The organism is Hymenobacter bucti, from assembly GCF_042681145.1.
Classification (GTDB): Bacteria; Bacteroidota; Bacteroidia; order Cytophagales; family Hymenobacteraceae; genus Hymenobacter; species Hymenobacter bucti.
The window spans coordinates 445,773-470,368 of the sequence record NZ_JBHUFD010000001.1 but is presented as its reverse complement, the minus strand read 5'-3'; the positions used below and the strand labels follow the sequence as shown (position 1 = coordinate 470,368).

Below are 24,596 nucleotides of genomic sequence, written 5' to 3'. Positions count from 1 at the left end.
GTAACTTTCTCGCAGAGTTTGGCAGGGATAAACCGCAGCGGTTCGCGAAGTTTATTTCACCCTGCAAACTTCTGCGGTTTACCTCTGCAAACCGGAGGACAACGAAGTTCTACTCTGCGAGAAACTATGAAAGCCCAAGCCTTCCAACTAGACGCCGAAGCCAAAGCCTTCGACCTCGAGCACCGCCGCAAAATCCGCTTCAACATCGGCAAGTACGATGCGGCCGTGACGGCCGGCATGCAGCTTTACCAGCAGCACGACCTGGCCCGCGCCCGCGCCGCCTACCTCAAGGCTGGCGTGCTCGAAAAGCTCGATGAGTACCTTTTGCAGTTTGAGGCGGCCTTCACGGCCCGCGGCGGGCGCGTAGTCTGGGCCAGCGATGCCCAGGAAGCGCTGGACGAAATCGGTCGCCTCACTGAGGCGCGCCAAGCCCGCACGGTGGTGAAAGCCAAGAGCATGACCACCGAGGAAATCCACGTTAACAAGTACTTGCAGAGCCGAGGCGTGGAGTCGGTGGAGACCGACCTAGGCGAGTATATCGTGCAGCTCAACGGCGAGCGGCCCTACCACATCGTGACGCCGGCCATGCACCTGAGCAAGGCCGACATCGCCAATATCTTCGTTAAGCACCTCGGCATCGCGCACACCGACGATGCCCAGCAGCTGGTGCTCACCGCTCGGCATTTACTGCGCGACAAGTACACGGCGGCCGAGGTCGGCATCACGGGCGGCAACTTCTTGATTGCCAAGGAAGGCGGCGTAGCCGTGACCGAGAACGAGGGCAACGCCCGCCTCTCGGCCACTTTTCCCAAGCTGCACATTGCGGTGGTGGGCATCGAGAAACTCATTCCGCAGCTCACCGACCTCGACCTGTTTTGGCCCTTGCTGAGCACCAGCGGTACCGGCCAGCAGGTTACGGTGTACAACACGGTGTACTTCGGACCTAGGCAGCCCGGCGAGCCCGACGGCCCCGAGGAGATGGTCGTCATCCTGCTCGACAACGGCCGCACCAACCTGCTGGCCCGCCCCGACCGCCGCGAGGCGCTGCGCTGCATCCGCTGCGGCGCTTGCCTCAACGTGTGCCCAGTGTACAAAAATATCGGTGGCCACACCTACGAAACCACGTATTCGGGCCCCATCGGCTCGGTTATCAGCCCGCACCTGAGCGGCCTCAAGGAGCACCAGCACCTAAGCTTCGCCAGCAGCCTGTGCGGGGCGTGCACCAGCGTGTGCCCGGTGCGCATCAACCTGCATAATCTACTGCTGCTCAATCGGCAGGAGTCGGTAAGCGAGGGCCACAACGCCCCGGTCGAGAAAATGGCCATCAGCCTCTGGCGCTGGAGCATGCGCCACCGCTGGGCGCTCGACATTCTGCCCGGCCGCCTCAAGGATTTCAGCCTCGGCTACCTGCTCGACCAAGCCGGCTGGCGCAAGCGCCGCGAGAGCCTGAAAATAGCCGACAAGTCGTTTCGGGAGCTGTGGAGAGCCAGCCGTAACAGCTAGAAACTCATTACCCCCGTACAACGGGCCATGTCTTCTGCTGTTGAATATGGGTTGCGGGTGCTGGCTGGGGTAGCCGGGGGCTGGTTGATTATCACTACGGTATCGGGGGCCATCCGCTCGTTTGTGCTGCCGCGCAACGAGTCGGTGCGGCTCAATGCCTTCGTGTTTGGGGGCGTGCGGGCGCTGTTCAACTTTGCGGCGCGGCGCGCCCCCACCTACGCGCACCGCGACCGCATTCTGGCGCACTACGCGCCGGTGGGGCTGGTGGCGCTGCCCATTGGGTGGCTGGCGCTGGTGGGCATTGGGTACTCGGGCATCTACTGGGCGTTGGGCGTCGAGGATTTTACGAAGAGCTATGAGCTGAGTGGCAGCTCGCTGCTGACCCTAGGCACTACGTCGGAGGCGGGGTTGGCCATCAACGTCTTTAGCTATTCGGAGGCCACCATTGGGTTGCTGCTGCTCACGCTGCTCATCTCCTACCTGCCCACCATTTACCAGGCTTTTTCGCGGCGCGAAATCGTGGTGGCGCAGGTAGAATTGCGGGCGGGGGTGCCGGCCTCGGCGGCGGGGCTCGTGCGCTGGCTGGGGCACGACCACGATTTTCTGAACGACGATGACCAGTGGCTGGAGTGGGAAAAATGGCTGGTCGAAATCGACGAGAGCCACACCTCGCTGCCGGTGCTGGCCTTCTTTCGCTCGCCCAAAAGCGGGCGCTCGTGGGTGCTCACGGCCGGGCTGATTCTGGACGCGGCCAACATGCTGTTCTCGGCCCTCAACGTGCCGCGCTCGCGCCAGGTGGAGCTGACTTTCACCGCCGGCGTGCTGGCGCTCAACCGCGTGCACCGCTTTTTTGAAAATAAATCGGAAACCGAGCCAGCTGAGCTGCGCACCCCGGAGGAGCTGAACGCCACCACGCCGGGCCGCCAGGAATTTGCCGACGCTTGGCAATCTTTCCGCGACGCGGACCTACCCCTGCGCGCTGATGAGGAAACGGCCTGGCGCAACTACTCCGAGCGCCGGATGCGCTACGAGCCAGCCCTCAAATTTCTGGGGGCGCTGCTGATGACACCGCCAACTATGGAGTAACCGCTTGCTGATAACTCGTTATTTAACAGACCTAGGCGTTATTCATCGGGCAGGATGTTGACATCCTGCACCAGCACCATCTTCTCGATTTCGCGGCCGCGCCGGGTGTTGGCCAGGCCCCCTAGGGCCGTTTCCTTGTACCGGGTTTCCATGCTCTGGCCCACCTCGCCGAGGGCCGCCACGCACTGGTCGACGGGGATAACCGGGTCGACGCCCGCAATAGCAATCTGGGCCGACGAGAACGCGATGGCCGCCGCCGAGGCATTGCGCACCACGCAGGGCACCTCCACCAAGCCCGCCACCGGGTCGCAGACTAGCCCGAGCATGCACTGAATGGTGATGGCCACCGCCGCAAATACATGCTCGACAGTGCCCCCTAGGCAGTACACAATAGCCCCGGCGCCCATGGCCGCCGCCGAGCCGGTTTCGGCCTGGCAGCCGCCCACGGCGCCGGCCAGCGAAGCATTCTGCTCGATGATGAGCGCAATACCAGCCGCCACCAGCAGGCCCTCCAGTATTTTCTGGTCGGGCAGGTGGTGGATATTTTGAATGGTGGTGAGCACGCCCGGCAAGATGCCCGAGGCGCCCGCCGTGGGCGCGGCCACCACGCGGCCCATGCACGAGTTTACTTCCTTGGCGCCTAGGGAGCTGATGACCAAGTTTTTGAACTCGGGTGATAGAACCGTAACGGGCGAAGCGGCAATCTTCTTGGCGCCGTTGTTTATCATGCCCGAGCGCGAGGTCATGTCGCCGGTAAGGCCGGTGTGCACGGCGTCGCGCATCACGTCGTAGGCGCGTTGTAGGCCGGGCCAGATGTCGGCCTCGCTGGCCCCCTTCTGCTCGATTTCATAGGCCAGCACGGGCCGGAAGAGCGGCTCGCCGGTGGCGGCGCAGTGCGCCTGCCAGGAAGCGAAATCGGTGAAGAGGAGCGACATGGTGGGTGGAATAAATTAGGAAGTAGAGAATAGGCGCAAAGATAAAACGTCCGTCATGCTGAGCTTGCCGAAGCATCTTGACTGGTCGCGCTAGAAATAATATTCCAACGAACCGACCAAGATGCTTCGGCAAGCTCAGCATGACGGACGTTTTATTTAATAACCTAGGGCTGTTACCCCTAGGCCGGCGCCTTTTCCGTCACCAGCTTGATACTGGCCGAGTTGATACACAGGCGCAGGCCGCTCGGGGCGGGGCCGTCGGGGAAAACGTGGCCCTGGTGGGCGTCGCACACGTTGCAGAGCACTTCTACGCGCACCATGCCGTAGCTCGTGTCTTTGTGATACTTAATGGCATCTTCCTCCACGGGCTGCGTGAAGCTGGGCCAGCCGGTGCCGCTCTCGAACTTGGTGCGCGAGTCGTAGAGCGGGGTGCCGCAGCACACGCAGGCGTAGAGGCCAGCCTCGTGCGCCTCGCAGTACTCGCCGGTGAAGGCGCGCTCGGTGCCGTGCTCACGCGTGACGTGGAATTGCTCGGCGGTAAGCTCTTTTTTCCACTCGGCATTGGTTTTTTCTACGCGGCGGGGCGGGGTGGGCGCGCCGTGGTTGGCCAGGCGAATAACGTCGTTCCAGGTTTGCATCTTGGGTTGGTTTTTAGCAGGGGATATACCTAGGTAAAACGCAGGACGCGGCGCAGAGTTCAAGCTGAACCTTTAGGCCCAGTCGCCCAGCAATTCGAGGCCCGCGGGCCAGTCGCCGTAGCCACTATCGGCGTTGAGGTGGCCGGCGTTGCCTACTACGACTAGCTCGCTGCCCCAAGCCGCGGCAAACTGCCGGGCGCGGGCTTCGGTCACCCACTGGTCATTGGTACTGGTCACGACTTTACTCGGAAAAGGCAGGCGCTGCAACGGCATCGGCCCGAAGCCGGTGGCCGGGCAGGCTGCAAAATGCGCGGTTTCTACGTCGGCGGGCGCCACCAACAGTGCCCCCCGGATGGCCCGCCCGTACTGCGCAGCCCAGTGCGCCACCGTGGCGCACCCTAGGCTGTGCGCAATGAGCACCACCTGGGCCAGGTCCTCGCCTGCCAGCGCCTGCTCGATGGTGACCACCCACTCGGTGCGGTCGGGGGCGTCCCATTCGCGCTGCTCGATGCGCGTAAACTCGGGGTGCACGCGCTCAAAATAGGTTTGCCAGTGGGCGGGGCCCGAGCCGCCCAGGCCGGGCACGAGGAAGAATCGGGTGGTTCTTTGCATGGCCGAAGGTAGCTTTTGACTGGCCGCCGCGCGCACTCTTATTCTTATGAAACTCCTCTCCGCCGCCCAAATCCGCGAGCTCGACCAGGCCACCATCCGCGAGCAGCGCACCACCTCCACCGAGCTGATGGAGCGCGCCGCCACCGCCGTGGCCGAGTGGCTGCTCGGCCACTACCACCCCCACGCGGCCACCGACGTGCTCGTGCTGTGCGGCCCCGGCAACAACGGCGGCGATGGCCTGGCCCTGGCCCGCCTGCTCTACTACGCCGGCTACGCCGTGCGCCTGGCCCTGTTGCCCGCCGCCAAGTACTCCGACGACTATCAGCACAACCACCACGTGCTGCCCAAAGTCATTCCGGTGCAGGAGCTGGCCGCCGGGGCACTGCCCAGCATCGGGCCCGATACGCTGGTGATAGATGCGCTGTTTGGCACCGGCCTCGCGCGCCCGCTCACGGGGCTGCCCGCCGAGGTGGTGCGCCACCTCAACGCCAGCCGCGCCCGCGTGGTGGCCATCGACCTGCCCAGCGGCCTGCTGGCCGATGCGCCCCAGCCCGACCCCGCGGCGCCCGTGGTGCGCGCCACCCACACCGTGAGCTTTGGCCCGCCCAAGCTGGCCTTTTTGCTGCCGCAGAATGCCGAGTACGTGGGCGAGTGGCACCTGGAGGATATTCGCCTGAGCCAGCCGTACATCGACCACACCGATACGCCCTGGCATTTTACCCGCTACGCTCCGCCGCCGCCCGCTGGCTGGGCTGCCCCGCACGCCGCCCCGCAGCCCGCGCTGCAGCTACCTAGGCGCAACAAGTTTGCTTATAAAAACACCTTCGGCCACGCCCTACTGCTGGCGGGCAGCCGGGGCAAGGTGGGCGCGGCCGTGCTCAGCGCCGGGGCCTGCCTGCGCGGCGGCGTGGGCCTGCTCACGGTGGCCGTGCCTGGCTGCGGCTACGACATCATGCAGGCCACCCGGCCCGAGGCCATGTGCCTACCCGACCCGCAGGCCGACTTCATCAGTGAGCTGCCCGAGCTGGCCGCGTACCAAGCCATCGGCATCGGCCCTGGCCTGGGGCAGGAAGAGGCCAGCCGCGCCGTGCTTGAAAAGCTGCTGCGCGAAGCCCGGGTGCCGCTCGTGCTCGACGCCGACGCGCTCAACCTCCTAGGTGCCCACCGCGAGCTGCTGGAGCTACTGCCCGAAAACACGGTGCTCACGCCCCACCTAGGCGAGTTTGCGCGCCTCACCGAGAAGACGAAAGACGACTACCACCGCCTTGACTTGCTGCGCGCCTTTGCCCAAAAGCACAAGTGCATTGTGGTACTGAAAGGCGCCTACACGGCCACCGCCGCGCCCGATGGGCAGGTGTATTTCAATGGCACTGGCAACCCCGGCATGGGCACCGGCGGCAGCGGCGACGTGCTCACCGGCCTGCTGCTGGCCCTGCGCGCCGACCAGCGCCTAGCCCCGCTGCTGGCCACGCGCCTGGCCGTGCTGGCCCACGGACGCGCCGGCGACCTGGCCGCCGCGGCCACGGGCGAGGCCGGGCTGGTGGCCGGCGACCTGGTGCAGCACATCGGACCCGCGCTGCGCGAGTTGGAAACGGGCTCAATTGGGTAGCGTAGCTCGGACTCGCAGCGTCCAAGCTACGGGCTTACTCGGCAATGTTAAAATATAGGAAATAAAAACTTGTTGGGTGCAACCACTTGGCGGCCAGGCCGGCTCTGCCTAGTACCCCGCCGCTGGCCGGGGCCTACCCTCCTCATTTTCCTAACCTGATTGCCACATGAACCAACTGCTACTTCGCTCGTCGAGCTGGGCCCTGCTGCTGGGGCTGCTCACTTTGCTGGCTTGCGCCCGCCAGGAATCAGACCCGCAGCCGTCTACCTCTTCGTACCTGGTGTATGCCAGCTACCGGCCCCTGCTCCTGACGCGGGCCACCCTGGAAAGCTCGGTGGCCGCCGTGGCGCCCCAGGCCATGCACAACACCGGCAAGATTTACTTGCGCGGCAACTATGTATTTGTGAATGAGCGGTACGAGGGCATCCACGTCATCGACAACCGCGACCCGGCCAACCCCCGGCCCGTGAGCTTTCTGCGAATTCCGGGCAACGTGGACCTGGCCGTGCGCGGCAACCTACTGTACGCCGACAATGGCCCTGACCTGGTAACTATCGATATCAGCAACCCGGCCCAGCCCCAGCCCGCCGGCCGCGTGCGCAATGCTTTCCGCGAGCTGCCCATGCCCGAATACAGCCCCCTAGAAGAAGCCTACCAGCCCGACAAGCGCCCCGCCAATACCGTAGTGGTGGGCTGGCGCAAGCTGGCCGCCAACGAGGCGATACCCTACCGGGTAACGTACCGAAACTGGGGCTCTTCTTTTTATGCCGCTACGGCCGCCAGCGCGGCTAATTCGGCCGCGAGCGCCGATGCTGGTGCTGGCAAAGGGGGCTCGCTGGCCCGGTTTGCCATCGTGGGGCAGACACTCTACACCGTAGATATGCAGAGCCTGCGCGTGTTTGACCTGCAAGACCCGGCTACGCCCGTGGCAGGCAAGGAAATATCGCTTGGGTTCGGCATCGAAACGATTTTCCCGCAGGACCACTACCTGTTCCTAGGTACGCAGTCGGGCATGTACATCTACGACGTGGCTACGCCCGCGGCTCCGCAGCGGGTGGCCTTCTACCAGCACATGATGAGCTGCGACCCGGTAGTGGTGGATGGCCGCTACGCCTACGTGACCCTGCGCACGGGCCGCACCTGCGGCGGCGGCATCGCCAACGTGCTTGAAGTCATTGACCTAGCTACTCTCAGCCGGCCCACCCTGGTTCGCTCTTACCCCATGACTAACCCCGGCGGCCTAGGTGCCGAAAATAACCGGCTGTACGTGTGCGACGATGGCCTCAAGCTGTTTGATACCAGCAAGGCCCCGGTGCTGACGCAGCTTCAGCACTTTAGCACCACCATTACCGACGTTATTCCGAACGGCGACTACCTGCTGGCCATCGGACCGGGCGGCCTCTACCAGTACCGCGTGGGCGCCTCCAGCTTGCAGCCGGTGAGCTTACTCCCCATCTCCCCTACCCTGTAAGATGCGGATGCACTGCCTATTAAGCCGGGGGCTGGCCTGCCTGGCCCTCGGGTTGCTGGGCGGGCCAGCCAGCGCCCAAGCGCCCGGCGGCTGGGCCATCAAGGCCACGCCCCAGCACCTGGTGCTGAGCGGGTATTGGCTCGAAGCCGAGCACGCCCGGCCCGGTCACCCAGCCCAAACGCTCACGCTGGGCCCGCAGCTGTATTGGGGGCCGGCCGGCCGGCCCGACGTACCCGCCGACCTCAACCGCCCCCGCTACAACGAGGTGGTGCGGGGCGCGGGCCTACAAGGGCAGCACCGCTTTTACTTGTCTGCACCCGGGGCCAGTCACTCTTTTGCCACGGGCTTTTACCTGGGCTACAGCCCGCAGGTGCAGTTCTTCCGGCTGCACTTTGGGCGCAATGACCAGTGGCATGAGGAGCCCGGCCCCGGCGGCTTGCCCTACCTGGTATACGGCCCCCTTCGCTACCGCGAAACCGTGCTGCGCTACGGCGTGGCGGCGCAGGCGGGCTACCAATTGGCGCTGGCCAGCTGGGCGCTGCTCGACGTGTACGCCGGCGTAGGCGTGCGCAAAAGCTACTCGTGGTCAGACTTCGGGGAAAGCCAGTTTCGCAGCGGACCCTCCGACTATGCGCACCAGGGGGTGTACTTTCCGGCGGGCTTCAAGCTGGGCGTGGCGCTGCCCTAACGATTCTGCTTTCAGCCAGAGAAGTAGCACGCTGCAACTGAAATCATTTGCCTGATTAAAAACCAATTGCCATTAGCCTATACTTGAAGTAATCAGTTCTCTCAACCTAGGCGTGCTATTTGTAAGCTTAGGCAATATGGATGGATTCGTAGTAGGTCTGCTGGCGGTGCTTGTGCTACCACCACTGCTAGTGGGCGGCTTCCTACGCTGGTTTTGGCGGTTAAGCCGGGTGGCCGACAAGGCCGCGGCTGACCAGCTACCCCGCGCGCGGCGGCTAGGGCTACTGGCGATAGCTTGCGTTACGAGCCTGGTTTTTTACGGCTGGCTCGATACCGTGACGCAGCCGATAGGCACCCCACATGGCCCTAGTACGAGCATCTCGCCCCAGCACCACTACGCTACGCTGGGGCGGGTGCTGATACTGGGGGCGGGCGTCGGGCTGCTGCTGGCGCTGCAACCTAGGCGGCGGGCGGCGGCGCTTTACTTCGGGTCCGGGCTGCTACTGGCGCTGGGTGGCGCCGGCGGCGGGTGGTACCTCTACTTCGCCCACGAAAAACAAGTATATCAAGCCCGAATGGTTGATTACGCGCTCGTAGCGCGTACTGATAGCTTACAGCGGCTACCGAACGGCTTTTATGGGCGCAGAGCTGGAGGCAGCGCTACTGACCCTCGCTCGGACGAGGAAATTCCTACTTTTCCGGGTGGCGAACCAGCTCTTTACCAAGCTATTCAAGAGCGAATAAACTATCAGGCACTAACGCGCAAGTATCCACTTGATAAAGAGGTAGAGGTACAGGTTGAGTTTATTGTAGAAACTGACGGCCGCATCACTTGTGCCCACGTGAGCGAACACCACAGCTTTGCTTGCGACGCAGAAGCCGTACGGGTACTAAACAGCCTCCCCCGCTACAGGCCGGGCCTGCAAAAAGGCCGGCCTATAGCGGCCTCTTGGTATACGAGCGTACTGTTTCAGCGGCGGGGCGCGGCCAAACCGTAATACTGCTGATCGCTTTACAGCACGAGCACCGCCGCGGCCTGCACCAGCAGCACGGCATCGGCCACGCGGGCAGAGGAAGCCTTTTAGCACCCTAGCGGGCCACCCTGGCAGTTGCCGACAGGTCCTGCCAACGCAACCATTTAGCCTAGCGCCCGCCTCTTGTGGTAGCGGGCATCGGCCGAGGCTGCTCCGTGCTGCCGCTTACCTTAGGAGCCGCACCTTACTGCGGAGTAGCTGCTCTGGCCTTCTTTTTCTAGTTGTAAACGCATGGCATGAGGATTTTTAAGGGTTGGCTACTGCCTGACTACCAGCGGGCCGGCCAGCGTGGAGGCCGGCCGACAAGCCTGCTGCACTGGCTGCTACTGCTCGGGGCGCTGCTTGGTAGCCAGCCGCCCGCCCGGGCGCAGGCCGGCCAGCCCACTCCGCAAATACGAGTGAGCGGCACGGTAAGCGATGCCCGCACCGGGCGGCCGCTGCCGGGGGCCGCCGTGCGGCGCCTGCACACCCAGCGCGGCGTGGTGGCCGATGCCCAGGGCGACTTCCTGGTGCCCGCTACCGCTACCGATACGTTGCTTTTCCAAGCCCTAGGCTATAAGCCGCAGCGGCTGCCGCTGCGCGGCACTGCCCTGGCCCAGCTGGTGGTGCAGGTGCGGCTGGTGCGCGACTCGGTGCGGCTCGGCGAGGTGCGCGTGACGGCCGACCGCACCGACCGCACCAGCATCGACCGCGCCCTGCGCAACCTCAAGCGGCCGGCGGCGCCCGTGGTGCACAGCGCCCGCCGCCCACCCGCCCCCAAGCCGCTATTTGCGGTAGACTCGACCCCGCCGTCGCTACCACATCCGACCATCGGCTCGCCCGTTAGTTTGGTGTATGAAAAACTGTCGCGGGAGGGCAAGGAGCGCCGCAAGGTGCAGCAGCTAAAGACGCAGGATGCCCGCCGGAAAGCCTACCAGAAGCACCTGGAATACAACAAAGCGTTCAAGGATAACCGCGGCTACGAATAACCGCTAGTTAAGCAAAGCCGCCACACTGGCGTAGCCCAATTTACATTACCAGGCCAGCGCCACCGCGGCCTGCATCAACAGCGCGCCATCGGCCACGAGGGCGAAGAAATAGTCGCTGCGCGTGTCGCGGGCCACCGCGATAATCCAGGCGGCGAGGGCCGAGGGCAGCAGCACGACCAGCGGCGGCGCCCCGCGCCCCAGCCCAATGGCCACCGAGATGGCCAGCAGCGCCAGCGCCACGGCTTTGGCGCCACCTAGGCCCAGCACCACCGGCATGGTGCGCAGGTTGGTGAGCCGGTCGCGGCTAAAATCCCGAATATCAAAGACAATGGCCAGCGCCGAGACCAGAAAAAACCGCTGGGCCAGCAACGCCGCCAGCGGCGCCAGCGGCGCCAGCGGCCGGTGCAGCGCCAGCGCCGGCAAGCCTACCGTAACGGCCGCCCACACGCCCCCGATGAGAAAAACCTTGAGCAGCGGCACCTCGCGCACGGCCCGCCAGCGCCCGCGCCAGGGCAGCAGCGGCAGCGAGTAGCCGAGGGCCAGCGCGGCCAGCGGCAGCAGCAGCGGCAGGTAGTGCAGCCACCCGCCCGCCAGCAGCAGCCAGGCGCCCCCTAGGGCCGCTGCCCCGGCCAGCGCGGCTAGGCCCCAGCGGTGGCGGTGCTGCCAGGCCTTGCGCCCCGAGGTGCCCACCGGCTGCCGGTGCTTGAAGGGCAGGGCCGCGTCGAGGTTGTAGGTGAGCAGCGTGACGGCAAACACCAACGCCACTGCCTGCCACCCGGCGGCCCCGAAGCCGCCCGGCAGCCCGCGCAGCACGGCCGCCGTTTGGGCCGCCGCCGCCGCCGCCAGCCAGGCGCTGCTGTAGAGCAGCGCATCGAGCAGGCGCAGGGGCAAAGCGCGGCGGGGCAGCATGGGCAGGGCGAATGGGCTCAACAAAAGAACGCCAGGCAACCCGGCCGAGGCTGGGCTGCCTGACGTTCAGGCGGTGTACTACGCGGACCTAGGCGAGCTTGTGCTCGGCGCCGAAAGTTTCCTCGTACAGCTTCACGCTCTCGTGGATGATGCGGTAGGCATCTTCACGGCCCAGGAACTGCTTTACTTCTACGTGCTTCTTTTCCAAGGCTTTGTAGTCTTCGAAGAAGCGCTGCATTTCGAGAATCATGTAGGGCGGCAGGTCGCCCAGCTCGTTGTAGTGGTTCACGCTCACGTCGTGAGCGGCTACGGCGATGATTTTGTCGTCTTCCTCGTCTTGGTCGAGCATCTGCATCACGCCGATTACTTTGGCCTCCACTACGCACATGTGCGGAATATCGACCGAGCATAGCACCAGGATGTCGAGCGGGTCTTTGTCGTCGCAATACGTGCGCGGGATGAAGCCATAGGCGGCGGGGTAGTGCACGGCCGAAAACAGCACGCGGTCGAGCTTCAGCAGGCCACTGTCTTTGTCAAGCTCGTACTTGCCTTTGCTGCCTTTCGGAATTTCGATGATACCGGTTACGACTTCGGGGAGGCCGTCGCCACGCGCTACGTCGTGCCAGGGGTTAAAATGGGCCACGTTAAATGGGGTGAGAAAGTGAGGGGGAAGGAGAAATGGGCTGGTAATTACGTGACAAAGATGCGACGGATGTAGCCCTAGGTCGAAAAAAGCCGCCGCCGCCGCTATCTACTTCAGCAGCAGCGAGCTTTTTCTTTCCTACTAAAAGTGCTTATTCTATTTCATTACCTCCGTCAGCGGCACGCCCGTGCAGCCGCTGGGCTCCTGAATGTGGAGGTAGCGCGCCACGGTGGGCGCAATGTCCGTGATTTTGACCGCCGCCGCCGACTCGCCGTGGCGCACGTGCCAGCCCCAAAACAGCAGCGGCACGTGGGTATCGTAGGCCCAGGAGGCGCCATGGGTGGTGCCTTTCACTACGGGGTAGCCGTAGGCTTCGAGCCAGCCGGGCGAAAGCACGGCCAGCACATCGCCCGAGCGGGCGGCGTAGAAGCCGTTTTGCTGGTAGTGCCCCAGGCCCTCGTTCCAGCTGCCGTGCAGCAGGTCGTGGGCCGTAATGGCCTCCGTGATGTGCGGCTGCGCCCGCAGAATGTCCGCCACTTCGTCCTGCACCTGGCTCAAAACCAGCTTTTTCTGGGCAATAAGCGGGCGGTTGAGGTAAACCTGCTGGTTTTCGTAGCTCAGCACCCACTGGCCGGGGCCGTGCTGGCGGGCAAGCACCCGCTGCACGGTGTCGCGCACAATGGCCGGGCCCACGCCGCCGCCGGGTAGCCGGTGGGCTTCCAGAAAGCCGGGGGCCTGGTCGGCGGCGTGGTCGGCGGTGAGGAACACCAGGGCGTTGCCCTTGCCCACTTGCCGGTCGAGGCCATCGAGCAGGCGGGCCAGGTCGCGGTCGAGGCGCAGGTAGGTGTCTTCGGTTTCGATGGCGGTGGTGCCGAATTGGTGGCCCACGTAGTCGGTGCTGCTGAAGCTAACGGCAAGGAAGTCGGTTTGGGCGCCTAGGCCCATTTGCTCGGCGCGCAGGGCTTCGAGGGCGAAGTCGGCGGTGAGCGAGTTGCCGAAGGGCGTGGAGCGGATGAGGTCGAGGTTTTGGGAGCTGGCCTTGGCGGGCTTTTCGCCGGCGGCGCGCATGGTAGCGGCTACAGCCGTGGGCGTGGCGCCGCTCAGCACGGGCAGGTCGTGCGGAAACACGGGCTTGGTTTCGCCCTTGAAAGCTGATTCCCAGGCCACATCGTCGGGGGTGCTCTCGGTGTAGTCGCCTAGGGGCAGCAGCGTGGTCCAGGGCTTGCTGAGGTACTCGGCGGCGTGGCCTGCGGCGTTGAATTTTTGCACCCAGGCCGGCAACTCCTTGGCGTAGAACGTGCTGCTCATGAAGGCGCCGTTGGTGCCGTCGTACCAGTAGGCAGCGTTGGCGGCGTGGCCGGCGGGCAGGATGCTGCCCCGGTCCTTCATGCTCAGCCCGATAACCTTACTCTGGAAGTTGGTGGCTAGGCGCAGCTCGTCGGTGATGGTGGTGGTGAGCAGGTGGGCGGGCGACATTTGGCCGGCCGCTGCCGAGCCGCCCACGGCCTGCACAGTTTTGTCGTCGGTGACGTAGGTGGCTTTGCCGGCCTCGCGCTCAAACCAGTTGTTGCCCACGATGCCGTGGTTGGCGGGCGTGGTGCCCGTGTAGATGCTGGCGTGGCCGGGGCCGGTGTAGGTGGGCACGTAGTTGTAGTGACAGCTTTCGTAGCTAAAGCCCTCGCCCAGCAGCCGCCGGAAGCCGCCGCTGCCGAACTTATCCCAGTAGCGGTAGAGGTAGTCGTAGCGCATCTGGTCGACCACGATGCCCACCACCAGCTTGGGGCGGGCCAGGGCCGGGCCCTTTTTCTGCGCCGCCGCCGGCAGCGCCAATAGTAAGAGCAACAATATCTTTTTCATGCAAATGCCGGTAAACAACGGCTCGCAAAGATACCGTGCGGCCCTACTGGCTGCATTGTGAGCTTTTTGTTACCCTTTTTTGATGTCCGATTTACAAGCCTTGATATTCGACATGGACGGGGTTATCGTGGATAACACCCTCATCCAGGCCCGCGCTTTCCAACTCCTTTTCCGCGACCAGGACGTGGACGCCGATGCCATTGAGCTCCTGCGCCGCCTCAACGGGGCGCCCGCCTCCGAGATTCTGAAAGAAGCATTTGCCAAGAAACCTCAGCCCGACGAGAAGCTGACGGCCTACGCCGAGCAACGCGAATTCTTGTATCGCACCCTGTACTGGGACGACCGCCGCGCCCTGCCCGGCCTGGTTGAGTTTCTGGAAGCGGCCCGCGCCTCGGGCCTCAAAATCGGCCTAGGTAGCGGCTCGGGCCAAGAGTCGATAGCCTACATCCTCGATGGCCTCAACCTGCGCCGCTTCTTCGACGTGATTATCAGCAAAGACGATGTGGACAAAGGTAAGCCCCACGGTGACACCTACTCCGTGACGGCCGAAAAGCTGGGCGTAGACCCCGCGCAGTGCGTAGTTTTTGAGGATGCCACCCTAGGCGAGCAAGCCGCCTACCGCGCTGGCATGCACTGCGTGGCCGTAGCCTCGACCCTGCCGGGCCGCGATTTTCAGGCGCCTCTGCTCGTCATCCGCGACTTTACCGAGCTCACGCCCGAGCGGCTGCGCGAGGAGTTTGGGCGGGTGGGCGCGGTACCAAAGCCGCGTAGCAAAGCCTAGGTAGTAATAAAAACACGTTCATCAGGCTGAGCCTGACGAACGTGTTTTTACTCACTCTTACCCCTACCGTACTCAGCCCACCGGCTGAAACAGCCGTTCCCAACGCACTTTGTGCAGCAGGTCGGCGTAGGGGTCGAGGGAGAGCCACACAAAGAGCGCCTTGCCCACCACGTGGTCGGCCGGCACGAAGCCCCAAAAGCGCGAATCCTCGGAGTTGTGGCGGTTGTCGCCCATCATGAAGTAATAATCCTGCTTGATGGTGTACTGCGCCAGCGGCCGGCCGTGCTGGTAAATCTGGCCGTTTTGCCACGTCACGCCTAGGTTATGCTCGTACTGGGCAATGACTTTGTAGTAGATGGCCGCGTTGGCGGGCGTCAGCCGGATGGTTTGGCCTTTCCTAGGTACCGGCAGCGGCCCGTAGTTGTCAAGCTGCCAGCCGCGGGGCGCGGCGCTTTGCGCCGCTGACACGTGGAAGTCCGCGGCATCCGGAAACAGCGTATTGGCGGGCATGATGCCGCCCGCTACTGTCAGCGCCTGCACGTAGGGCTGCCGCCGGAAATAGGCAGCCACGCTGGCGGGACAGCTGATGAGGTAGCCGGTTTCGCCCGTCTCGGGGTTGGTTCCGGCGGCGGGCACGCCGTCGGGCTGGGTGTAGTCGACTACGTGCTGGTCGTGCAGGGCTTGGCGCACCTCGTCGTTGGGATGGGCCACGCGCATGAAATACGTGGTTTGCGGCTGGCCACCGATGGCGCCGGGCCGGCCACTGAGAAACACCTGACCCTGCCGAATTTCTAGCGTGTCGCCGGCCACCGCGATGCAGCGCTTGATGAGGTAGGTGCGCAGGTCGGCGGGCCGCTGCTGCTCGTGGGGCACGTGAAACACCACCACGTCGTTGCGCTGCACCGAGCTAAAGCCCGGAAACCGATAAGTCGGCAGTTGCACAAGGTCGGAGTAGCTGGGCCAGCCCACCACCGGCAGCGTCTGGTGCGTCAGGGGCACTTGCAGCGGCGTCTGGGGCGTAATGGGCCCGTAGTGCAGCTTGCTCACAAACAGGTAGTCGCCCACCAGCAGCGAGTGCTCCATGCTCTCCGACGGAATCACGTAGGCCTCCACCGCCGACCACCGGATGAAGGAGGCCACCACCACCGCAAACAGCAGCGAATTAGCCCACTCGCGCGAGTTGGATTTGGGCGGGGCGTCGGTCGCCGGGCGTTGGGGTCGGGAGAAGCGCATGAGAAAGGGTAGATTGGTTGCGCTAAATGTAAGGCGTGAAGCCAATTGGATTGTTCTGGCCAGGGCAATCCAATTGGCTTCACGCCTTACATTTAGCGCAGACTATCAGTAGCTTGTTTGTCATGTTTCTTGAATGTTGGTTTAAGAAACGTGACAAGACTCCCTTAGCCCGCTTTTTCACATTCAAGGAGAGGCGTTTACAACTCGTAAGAGGCACCCTGTAGCGGCCTTAACTTACTGAATATAAATAAGTTATAGTGTATAATCCTGCCTGCGTAATCTGCCTTGCTTCTGGCACTCATCCGAAAATCGGGCGGTTCAGCCACCGGCGAAACGCCCAAGTACCCAGCGCATAAGCGACCACGTCCCGCCAATCACCCACGGCGTGGGCAGCAAGGTGGGGGAGCAAGACTTCAAAGACCAGTGCGACGTACGCCCACGCGGCTAATAGCCACTGGTCGGGAAAGACCCAACTTCCGCTATACCGACCCAGGCGTCGTTGCGCCCCCAGGGCGAGGCTGAGCAACACGGGCATGGCCGTCAGGTCGGCCAGCTGCCCCGTGACCAGCGCTGGCAACGCCCCCGGGCAGACGTGTCGGCCCACCTGGTACACCCCGTACAGCCCAGCGGCTCCCAGGAAGAGGGGTTGCCGCAACTCTGGCCAGCCGCGCACGCTACGCCGCCGCCGCCGCGACCAACGCCACCAAGGCAGACATAATGGCGGCAAACAACACCTGTCCCCCGTAGACCAGCCGTTTGCCTAAGCGCGTGCTGGCCCCGTCCTCCGGTTTTATATCAAGCTGCCAGACGGGTTTGATACGTTGGGTACGTTGCACGTCATCGTACGCGTCTTGACTGGCGCGGGGGTCGAGCAACTCGCCGCAGTGTTCGCAGCGGTCGTCGGCGTGCTGCTGCCATTGGGACCACTGCTGGCAGGAAGGACACTTTTTAGAAGAAAGCAGGGGTGCGTTCATACGAGGAGAGGAAAGGAGCCAAGTACGCCGGCAAAGCGATAGGGGAAGGGCCGCGGCGCGGACGGTTGGCTCCTGGCTGCGCTGACTTTAGAACAAATGTTCTAACCAAACTCGTTAGTTAGAACAAATGTTCTAAAGTGAATACCTTTGGCCTATGAACACCCGCGATAAAATTCTGGCTACGGCCCTGCACTTATTCAATACCCACGGCACCAGCGGAGTAACGGTGCGGCATATTGCCAAAGAAATGGGTATTAGTCACGGCAACCTGTGCTACCACTTCCCGCGCACCGAAGACATTATCCAGCAGCTATACCTCAACCTGGTGGCGGAAATAGACAGGGGCTTTCACCTGCCGCAGGGTATTCCGCCGGACGTGCTCTTCCTGCTCCAAATCTTGCAGCATACTTTCGAGACCCTGTCCGCCTACCGCTTTCTGATGCTGGACTTTGTCCGGATTATGCGCACCCTTCCCGCCGTGAAGCTGAACTACCAGGCGCTCTACCAGCGGCGGCTAGCGCAAGTCAACGTCATTCGCGAGCAGTTGGTGGCCAGCGGGGATTTTCAGCCCGAGCAGTATCCTGGCCAGCACGAACACTTCGTAGCCCAGTGCTTTTTGCTGAGTGATTTCTGGCTGGCTGAGGCCGAGATTCTGTTTGACGCACCGGGGGAGACAAAACTGGCTTATTACCTGCGGCTTGCCGGGGGAGTGCTGTTCCAATACCTCACCCCACAGGGCCAAACTGTGCTGCGGCCTTTGTTAACCCCTGCTTAAGAGCGGATTTTAAGCGCTCATTCACGGAAGGATACTATCTAGGGTGGGTAGCTTTGGCACAACAAAACCCGCACTTATTTTAAGAGCGGGGCCATAAAGTCTTTATATATTATGCAGTATTGCCGAGCTTATGACGTTAATTAAACGCACGTTCAATTAACGTCATAAGCTCGGCACTAAAAACTTAAGCAGAACCCTACCCCACTGGCTTGGCCGGCGCCTCCATATAAGTGCCGCAAACCTTGCAGGTGCGCAGGTCGTCGTTGGCCCAAAAGGCGTTCATGATGGGCGGGAGTTGGGCTACGATATCGGTAATCTCGGCGTACTCTTCGTAGAGCTTGTGGCCGCAGTTTTCGCAGTACCACTGGAAGCCGTCGAGCTCGCCGGCCGTGCGGTAGCGCTCCAGCACCAGGCCCACGGTACCGGCCGGGCGGCGCGGCGAGTGCGGCACGCCGGGCGGCAGCAGAAACATATCGCCGGGGCCGATAACGATGTCCACCGGCTGGCCGTCCTCCATAATCTTGACGGTCATCTCGCCTTCGAGCTGCCAGAATAGCTCCTCGCCTTCGTCCACATGGTAGTCTTTGCGGGCGTTGGGGCCGCCCACCACCATCACGATAAAGTCTTTGTTGTCTTTGAAAACTTGCTGGTTGCCCACCGGCGGCTTGAGCAGGTGCCGGTGCTCGGCTACCCATTTCTGGAAGTTGAAAGGACGAGAAATCATGCGGTAAAAAAGGAGGTGAGTAAATGAGTAAGGCGGGGCGGCCCGGCCGGAGCAATGACAACCGCCCACCCAAGATGTTCCTAGGTTCGTAGTCGCAAAGGAAAGGTTGCTTCCCCAGTTGCCAGCCCCACCTCACTTATTTACTCACCTACTCTTTCACCGTGACTCTTTCCTCATACCACGCCCTGGTGGGCGGCAGCACCCAAGGCATCGGCCGCGCCGTGGCGGAGGCCCTCGCTGAGGCGGGCGCCTCCGTCACGCTCATCGCCCGCAACGAAGCGGCCCTGCGCGAGGTAGCCGCCGCGCTACCCACACCCGCCGGCCAGGCGCACGACTATTTGGTGGCCGACTTTGCCCAACCGGCGCAGGTGGCGGCGGCCGTGGCGGGCTACCTAGGCGCCCACCCGGCGGGCTTTCAGATACTGGTCAACAACACGGGCGGGCCGCCCGCGGGGCCGCTGCTGGCCGCCACGCCCGCTGATTTTGAAAAGGCGTTTGCCCAGCACGTTATCTGTAATCAGCTGCTGGCACAGGCACTGGTGCCGGGTATGGCCGCCGCGGGCTACGGGCGCATCATCAACGTTATCAGCACCTCGGTGAAGGTGCCGCTGGCGGGCTTGGGCGTGAGCAACACCATTCGGGGCGCGGTGGCGAGCTGGGCCAAAACCCTGGCTAACGAGGTGGCCGCCCAGGGCATCACGGTGAACAATGTGCTGCCGGGCGCCACCGTCACGCAGCGCCACGAGTCGCTGATTGAGCAGAAGATGGCCGCTACTGGCCAGCCCAGAGAGCAGGTAGAGGCCGCCATACTCCAGCAGATTCCGGCGCACCGCTTTGGGCAGGCGCGCGAACTGGCGGCGGCCGTAGCGTTTCTGGCGTCGCCGGCGGCGGGCTACATCACCGGCACCAGCTTGCCCGTGGATGGCGGGCGCACGGGCAGTCTTTGAGAAACCAGTAGTTTTGCGGGCTGACGAGCCACCCCGGCCTGTTTCCACTACGTAAACTATGCTGCGCACATTTTTCCGGCGGCCGGTGCTGGGCGCATTGCTCGTGGGACTGCTGGCCGCCGGCATCCTGGCTAGGCTGTTTCCGGGCATGCTGCGCTACCCCAGCGCCTACCTAAGCGCCACCGGCGATGGGCTAAAAAACTATTACGTGGTGGCCTACTACGCCCGCTACGACCACGGCCTGCTCTTCACGGGCATGAACTACCCGCGCGGCGAGCACGTCAACTACCCCGACATGCAGCCGCTGCTGGCCCTGCCCCTGGCCTGGCTGCGCGACCTAGGCCTGCCGTGGGCGGCGGCCTACAGCGTGGGCTTCATCAACCTCGGCATGCTGCTGGCCTTGGGGGCTACGGCCGTGATGCTGTATTTGCTGCTGCGCCGCCTACCGCTGCCGGGCTGGTACGCAGGGCTGGCGGCGCTGCTCATCACATTTTTGGCGCCGCAGGTGCTGCGCTTTCAGGCGCACATGTCCTTGAGCTACGCCTGCATTGTGCCGGTGCAGTGGTACTGCCTGGTGCGCATGCAGGCGGCGCCGCGGCGCTGGGGCTGGCCGGTGGCGCTGGGGCTGTTCAACTTGGCGGTGGGCCTGCTGGCGGCGTATCACCTGGGTATCGGCAGCTTGTGGCTGCTGGCGTTCGTGCCGGTGCTGGGCTGGCAGCAGGGCTGGCGGCGCAGCGCGCCGCTGCTACTGCGGGTGGTGACCACAGCGCTGGTGCCCATGCTCGTGTTTTGGGCGGGGCTCAAGCTCACGGACCCCATCACCGACCGGCCGCCCAATCCGTGGGGGCTTTTTGTGGCGCGCAGCAGCTTTACGGGGGTGTTCTCGCCTTATGATAGCCCCCTACGCGAGGCGTGGCGCTACTTCTTCCCCAGCACCGACCCTTCGTGGGAGGGCGCGGCCTACGTGGGCCTGGTGGGGGGGCTGGTGCTGCTGTTTAGCGTGGTGCTGGCGGCGCGCTACCTAGGGCGCGGACAGTGGCGCCGCGTGGTGCGGCCGGTGCTGCCGGCCCCGCTGCGCACCGGCCTGTGGGCGGCCACGCTGCTACTGCTGTTTGCCATGGCCTACCCGTTTTACCTGCCCGCCCTGCGCGACTACGTATGGCTGCTGGGGCCACTGAAGCAGTTTCGGGCGCTAGGGCGCTTTGCGTGGCCTTTTTACTACGTGTTTGCCACGTACGCGGCGTATTACGTGTACCGGCTGTGGCGCTACCTGCGGCAGCGCCGGGCTGCCGCCTTTGCCTGGGGGTGGTTGGCGCCGCTGCTGCTGCTGTGGGGCCTGGAGGCCTGGTGGCACGTGCAGCCCGTGGCGACGGCCGAAGAAGCCAGTCCCGCGGCCCAGGCTTTTATCGGCGAAGAAGGCAATTTCCGGCACCTCCTCGGCTGGACCAAGTACTCGCCCGAGAGCTTCCAGGCCATTATTCCGCTGCCCTATTTCTGCATTGGCACCGATAAAATCGCCATTGAAGGCGGCGATGCCACGCGCTACCAGGCCTACAAAGCCTCGCTCAACCTGCACCTGCCGCTGCTCAATATGCTCATGTCGCGCTCGTCGGTGCACGAGACCCTAGGGCTGGTGCAGCTGCTCAGCAGCCTGCTGGTGCCCAAAAGCTTATTGCCCAAGCTGCCTTCGGCCAAGCCCATCTTGCTGGTAGTGGCGGCCGGCCCGCTCACGCCCGCCGAGCAGCGGCTGGTGAGCCTAGGGCAGCTCATCAAGGCCACGCCCGAGGTGAGCCTCTACGCACTGCCCGTGGCGGCGCTGGCCGCTACCTCGCTAGCCGCCGAGCGCGCCAAGGCCACCGCCCTGCTGCCCCGCCTCACGCCCACCAACGGCCTGTACACCAGCACCGGCCGCGGCGCGCTGCACTTGGCCTTCGACCGCAGCCCCGACCGCCGAGGCCGCCTGGGGCCGGGCGCGTTCTCCGAGCCGCGCGAAACGTTTTCGACCCTCTACGACGGCCCCTTGCCCACGCCCGCCGACACCGGCCGCTACGAGGCCTCGGTGTGGGTGAACGCCACCACCGGCTACGGCCTGGGCAATATGCAGGTGAAGCTCTATCAGCATGGCCAGCAGCTAGACCACCAAGTGGCCGATACCCGCGTCTCGACCGAAGTGCTTGGCGACTGGGTGCGAGTGGCCGTGGTGTTTCGCCGGCCGCCGGCCGCCGACCGCCTCGAAATCGTCTACGACGGCCACGACCTACTGGCCGACGACCTGCTGGTACGGCCCCTAGGTACCGACGTGTACTGGCGCGATGCGCAAGGCCAGCTGGTGCTCAATGGCTATCCTTTGGGTGATTAGTGGGTGGTGAATAGTATTTAGTGCTTAATAACTATTCACTAAACACTATTCACTGCGCACCATCCGGCGGCTACCTTTGCCAGTAGCCTAATTTGCTTTTGCTTTGGTAAAACTCGACAAGCTCTCCATCGTCATTCCCGTTTATAACGAGGCGCGCACCATCCACCAGATTCTGGATTTGCTACGCGAGCTTACGCTGGTGCGGGACATTGCCAAGGAGCTTATCCTCGTCGATGATTGTTCGACCGACGACTCGGCGGCCGTGATAACGGCCTACGCCGCCCGCTACCCCGCCCTGGGGCTGCGCCTGCTGCGGCACCCCGTCAACCAGGGCAAGGGCGCCGCGCTGCACACGGGCATCCGCGAGGCTACGGGCGACTACGTCATCATTCAGGATGCTGACCTGGAGTACGACCCCGAGGAGTATAACCTGCTGCTCAAGCCCATTCTCAAGGGCTTTGCTGATGTCGTGTTCGGCTCGCGGTTTTTGGGCGGCAATCCGCACCGCATCCTGTTTTTCTGGCACAGCATTGGCAACCAGATTCTTACCTTCCTGTCGAACATGGCCACTGACCTGAACCTGACCGACATGGAAACCTGCTACAAGCTCTTTAGGCGCGATATCTTGCAGGGCCTGGCGCTCGAAGAAAAGCGCTTCGGCTTCGAGCCCGAGGTCACGGCCAAAGTGGCCCGCGTGCCGGGTGTGCGCATCTACGAAGTAGGCATCAGCTACTACGGCCGCACCTACGCCGAGGGCAAAAAAATAGGCTGGCGCGATGGCTTCCGCGCCATCTTTTGCATTCTGAAATACGGCTTTTTGGGGCGGTAAACGAGCTGTATTGTAGCTCGGACTCGCAGAGTCCAGGCTACACTTTACTACGGCTTGTGCATGGTCGTCACACTCAGGTTGTCGATATAGAGCGGCAGGTCGGAGCTGCCATTGATGACGTAGACCTTGAACACGTCGTCGGGGCGAGCATCTTTGGGCACTTTGCTGGCCAGTTTCACTTCGTCCCACACGCCGGCCGTGCCGCCCCACAAGTTGCTTATTTCACCTACCTGGTTGGTAATGCGGATGCTACGCCACTTGTAGGGGTCTTCGTTGGGGTGCCGGTACTCGATTATCAACCTCGGCATGGAGTAGATGCCGTACTCTTTTTGCGGGAAGAAGGCCTGCACGCGCCCTTCCACAAAGTCGCCGGGCACTAGGTGAAATTCGCACAGCGTGCCCGCGTAGCCGGGGCTGAAAGGGTGCTGCTTATCGACGCGGCACACGGGCGGCTGCTGCGCGTATTCGTTGGTAATGACCGAGCTAGTGTCCTTACTAAAGTCATTGAAGTACACCATATTCAACTGAAAATCATCCGGGTTCGGCGTAGCCTCGTTGGCGTCATACTTCATCAGGTCGTTGCGGTCGAGGTGGGTTTTGCCGAAGATGGTTCCGTAGTAGCGCGAGGTCATGTACTCGGTAATGTAAATGCCTTGGCGCAGCTGCCAGGCCTGAAACATCACCAGCGCGATGCAGAATGTAACGGCCAGCGTGGTGGCCACGCGCACCAGCTGCCCGCGCTGCCACAGCGCGTGCAGGCACACCCCGAGGGGCAGCGTGAGCATGGGATACGCCTGCACCATAGTGCGCGAGCCCACACCATCCATGTACCACCAGCACCACCAGCTATAGGAGATAAACAGGTGCAGCGGCAGGTAGGTAATGAGCAGCCAAAACCACTCGCGCCGCTGCCGCCACAGCAGCCCTATTCCAATGACGGCCAGTCCCATCACGGGCGTGTAAGTGAGCCAGCCGTTGTTGAAGCTAAACAGCCCGAGCAGGATGTGCGGGTGCAGAAAATCAAACTTCTCGTTTGGGTACGAGTCGTAGACCCAGTGCCCCGACATGCTGTGCCAGTACAGTAGCTGCGGCACATTGACGGCGATGGCCACGGCCCCCGCAATGGCGACCTGCCCTAGGTGCTGGCCGGCCAGCGCCAGGCGGCCGCGCAGGTCGGCCATCGTAGCCACGCCTAGCAGCAGCGGCGCCAGCAAGATTATCATCTCCGAAGGCCGCATGAGCACGGCCAAACCGATGGTGAGGCCCAGGCCAGCGGCCAAAATCCAGCGCGGGCGCGCCAGCCAGTGCGAGAGCATCAGCAGCGTGGCCGTATGCAGCATAAACAAGGGGCTGTGCGCGTATAAGCTCCTGAACACGCTGTACACCAAGTAATTGGTACCCAGGTACACTATCAGCAGGATAACCGCGCTCAGCCGGTCGCTGAAGTAGCGCAGCAGCAGCCGGCGCATCAGGCCCAGCCCCAACAGCGCGTAGCAGAGGCCCGCCAGGTACATGGCGAGCTGGTAGGGCGCCGAGTAGCCATCGGGTGGGTACTTGCTAAAGTGCTGGGTATACCAGTGCGCCGCCTGGAAAAAAGGCCACCACAGCAGCGCCTGGCCCATGGTGTACTTAATAACGTAGCTGTCGGGGTTGGTGCGCGCGCGCGACACCTCCCAGTTGCCGAGCGGGTGGGCCGGGTTGCCGCGGTTGGTGAGGTCGGTGCGGTCGAGTAGCTCGGGCACGAAGCTGAGGCCCCGCAGGTCGTGGTAGACGGTGGTGGCCGGCAGGTAGAGGTAGTACCCAAACATGTCCCAGCGGGTCACCTTCAACTCGGGCCAGTTGGCCGTGGCCGCCGCCATACCCAGCATGATGGTCATTATCAGGGTCATGGCGCCGGTCGACCACGGGGTGCGCCGGCGGGCCGCGGGTGCCAGCGGCGCGGCCGGCGCTACGGCTGGCGAAGGAACTGCGAGGGAAGCCATACTACGCTTATTGAGAACGCAAACAAAAAGAATACCACCA

General features: G+C 63.4%; 22 protein-coding genes. 12 read left to right on the top strand and 10 right to left on the bottom strand.

Going from position 1 to position 24,596, the window contains the following annotated elements:
- Positions 1 to 126 precede the first annotated feature (126 nt).
- Positions 127 to 1,503: a lactate utilization protein B gene (locus ACFSDX_RS01850; protein ID WP_382311492.1), complete on the top strand. Its 1,377-nt coding sequence runs from the start codon at positions 127 to 129 to the stop codon at positions 1,501 to 1,503.
- A gap of 27 nt (positions 1,504 to 1,530) precedes the next feature.
- Complete coding sequence (locus tag ACFSDX_RS01845; RefSeq protein ID WP_382311491.1) at positions 1,531 to 2,589, top strand: hypothetical protein; 1,059 nt, start codon at positions 1,531 to 1,533, stop codon at positions 2,587 to 2,589.
- A gap of 38 nt (positions 2,590 to 2,627) precedes the next feature.
- Here the strand turns inward: ACFSDX_RS01845 and sdaAA are convergent, their stop codons facing one another.
- The 3 genes from sdaAA to ACFSDX_RS01830 all read right to left on the bottom strand — a co-directional run bounded on the left by sdaAA (position 2,628) and on the right by ACFSDX_RS01830 (position 4,774).
- Positions 2,628 to 3,524 (bottom strand): L-serine ammonia-lyase, iron-sulfur-dependent, subunit alpha, encoded by an 897-nt coding sequence (gene sdaAA, locus ACFSDX_RS01840; protein WP_382311490.1) that lies wholly within the window; start codon positions 3,522 to 3,524, stop codon positions 2,628 to 2,630.
- 179 nt (positions 3,525 to 3,703) lie between these two features.
- The gene (gene msrB / locus ACFSDX_RS01835) at positions 3,704 to 4,162 is read right to left on the bottom strand and encodes a peptide-methionine (R)-S-oxide reductase MsrB (RefSeq protein WP_382311489.1); all 459 of its coding nucleotides are present in this window, start codon (positions 4,160 to 4,162) and stop codon (positions 3,704 to 3,706) included.
- Positions 4,163 to 4,234: 72 nt separating this feature from the next.
- Positions 4,235 to 4,774, bottom strand: a complete 540-nt coding sequence (locus ACFSDX_RS01830; protein ID WP_382311488.1) for an RBBP9/YdeN family alpha/beta hydrolase — start codon at positions 4,772 to 4,774, stop codon at positions 4,235 to 4,237.
- 46 nt (positions 4,775 to 4,820) lie between these two features.
- Here ACFSDX_RS01830 and ACFSDX_RS01825 point away from each other — a divergent pair, with 46 nt between their 5' ends.
- The 5 genes from ACFSDX_RS01825 to ACFSDX_RS01805 all read left to right on the top strand — a co-directional run bounded on the left by ACFSDX_RS01825 (position 4,821) and on the right by ACFSDX_RS01805 (position 10,543).
- Complete coding sequence (locus ACFSDX_RS01825; RefSeq protein WP_382311487.1) at positions 4,821 to 6,383, top strand: NAD(P)H-hydrate dehydratase; 1,563 nt, start codon at positions 4,821 to 4,823, stop codon at positions 6,381 to 6,383.
- A 166-nt stretch (positions 6,384 to 6,549) separates the two neighbouring features.
- Entirely contained in the window at positions 6,550 to 7,854 is a 1,305-nt protein-coding gene (locus tag ACFSDX_RS01820; protein ID WP_382311486.1) for an LVIVD repeat-containing protein, read from the top strand.
- A gap of 7 nt (positions 7,855 to 7,861) precedes the next feature.
- Complete coding sequence (locus tag ACFSDX_RS01815; protein WP_382311485.1) at positions 7,862 to 8,542, top strand: hypothetical protein; 681 nt, start codon at positions 7,862 to 7,864, stop codon at positions 8,540 to 8,542.
- Positions 8,543 to 8,678: 136 nt separating this feature from the next.
- Positions 8,679 to 9,539 (top strand): energy transducer TonB, encoded by an 861-nt coding sequence (locus tag ACFSDX_RS01810; RefSeq protein WP_382311484.1) that lies wholly within the window; start codon positions 8,679 to 8,681, stop codon positions 9,537 to 9,539.
- Between the two features lie 272 nt (positions 9,540 to 9,811).
- A complete protein-coding gene (locus ACFSDX_RS01805; protein WP_382311483.1) occupies positions 9,812 to 10,543 on the top strand; it encodes a carboxypeptidase-like regulatory domain-containing protein in 732 nt (243 codons plus the stop codon).
- A gap of 45 nt (positions 10,544 to 10,588) precedes the next feature.
- Here ACFSDX_RS01805 and ACFSDX_RS01800 read toward each other — a convergent pair whose 3' ends face one another.
- The 3 genes from ACFSDX_RS01800 to pafA form a co-directional block, all read right to left on the bottom strand.
- On the bottom strand, positions 10,589 to 11,476 hold the full coding sequence (locus tag ACFSDX_RS01800) for a UbiA prenyltransferase family protein (protein ID WP_382311482.1): 888 nt from the start codon (positions 11,474 to 11,476) through the stop codon (positions 10,589 to 10,591).
- 64 nt (positions 11,477 to 11,540) lie between these two features.
- Positions 11,541 to 12,095, bottom strand: a complete 555-nt coding sequence (locus ACFSDX_RS01795; RefSeq protein WP_382311481.1) for an inorganic diphosphatase — start codon at positions 12,093 to 12,095, stop codon at positions 11,541 to 11,543.
- Between the two features lie 156 nt (positions 12,096 to 12,251).
- Positions 12,252 to 13,952, bottom strand: a complete 1,701-nt coding sequence (gene pafA / locus ACFSDX_RS01790; RefSeq protein ID WP_382311480.1) for an alkaline phosphatase PafA — start codon at positions 13,950 to 13,952, stop codon at positions 12,252 to 12,254.
- An 82-nt stretch (positions 13,953 to 14,034) separates the two neighbouring features.
- Between pafA and ACFSDX_RS01785 the strand changes: the two genes are divergently transcribed.
- On the top strand, positions 14,035 to 14,733 hold the full coding sequence (locus tag ACFSDX_RS01785; protein WP_382311479.1) for an HAD family hydrolase: 699 nt from the start codon (positions 14,035 to 14,037) through the stop codon (positions 14,731 to 14,733).
- Positions 14,734 to 14,805: 72 nt separating this feature from the next.
- Here ACFSDX_RS01785 and lepB read toward each other — a convergent pair whose 3' ends face one another.
- Positions 14,806 to 15,966 (bottom strand): signal peptidase I, encoded by a 1,161-nt coding sequence (gene lepB / locus ACFSDX_RS01780; protein ID WP_382311478.1) that lies wholly within the window; start codon positions 15,964 to 15,966, stop codon positions 14,806 to 14,808.
- 674 nt (positions 15,967 to 16,640) lie between these two features.
- Entirely contained in the window at positions 16,641 to 16,940 is a 300-nt protein-coding gene (locus ACFSDX_RS01775; protein ID WP_382311477.1) for a hypothetical protein, read from the bottom strand.
- 154 nt (positions 16,941 to 17,094) lie between these two features.
- On the opposite strand from ACFSDX_RS01775, the gene ACFSDX_RS01770 reads away from it, so the two are divergent.
- A complete protein-coding gene (locus ACFSDX_RS01770) occupies positions 17,095 to 17,715 on the top strand; it encodes a TetR/AcrR family transcriptional regulator (RefSeq protein WP_382311476.1) in 621 nt (206 codons plus the stop codon).
- Positions 17,716 to 17,911: 196 nt separating this feature from the next.
- On the opposite strand, the gene ACFSDX_RS01765 is transcribed toward ACFSDX_RS01770, so the two are convergent.
- A complete protein-coding gene (locus ACFSDX_RS01765; protein WP_382311475.1) occupies positions 17,912 to 18,439 on the bottom strand; it encodes a 3-hydroxyanthranilate 3,4-dioxygenase in 528 nt (175 codons plus the stop codon).
- 161 nt (positions 18,440 to 18,600) lie between these two features.
- Between ACFSDX_RS01765 and ACFSDX_RS01760 the strand changes: the two genes are divergently transcribed.
- From ACFSDX_RS01760 to ACFSDX_RS01750, 3 genes are all read left to right on the top strand, one after another.
- Positions 18,601 to 19,386, top strand: coding sequence for an SDR family oxidoreductase (locus ACFSDX_RS01760; protein ID WP_382311474.1), 786 nt, complete (start codon positions 18,601 to 18,603; stop codon positions 19,384 to 19,386).
- A gap of 58 nt (positions 19,387 to 19,444) precedes the next feature.
- Positions 19,445 to 21,745, top strand: a complete 2,301-nt coding sequence (locus ACFSDX_RS01755; protein WP_382311472.1) for a DUF6311 domain-containing protein — start codon at positions 19,445 to 19,447, stop codon at positions 21,743 to 21,745.
- Positions 21,746 to 21,848: 103 nt separating this feature from the next.
- The gene (locus ACFSDX_RS01750) at positions 21,849 to 22,574 is read left to right on the top strand and encodes a glycosyltransferase family 2 protein (RefSeq protein ID WP_382311471.1); all 726 of its coding nucleotides are present in this window, start codon (positions 21,849 to 21,851) and stop codon (positions 22,572 to 22,574) included.
- Positions 22,575 to 22,621: 47 nt separating this feature from the next.
- Here the strand turns inward: ACFSDX_RS01750 and ACFSDX_RS01745 are convergent, their stop codons facing one another.
- On the bottom strand, positions 22,622 to 24,556 hold the full coding sequence (locus ACFSDX_RS01745; protein ID WP_382311470.1) for a hypothetical protein: 1,935 nt from the start codon (positions 24,554 to 24,556) through the stop codon (positions 22,622 to 22,624).
- Positions 24,557 to 24,596 lie beyond the last annotated feature (40 nt).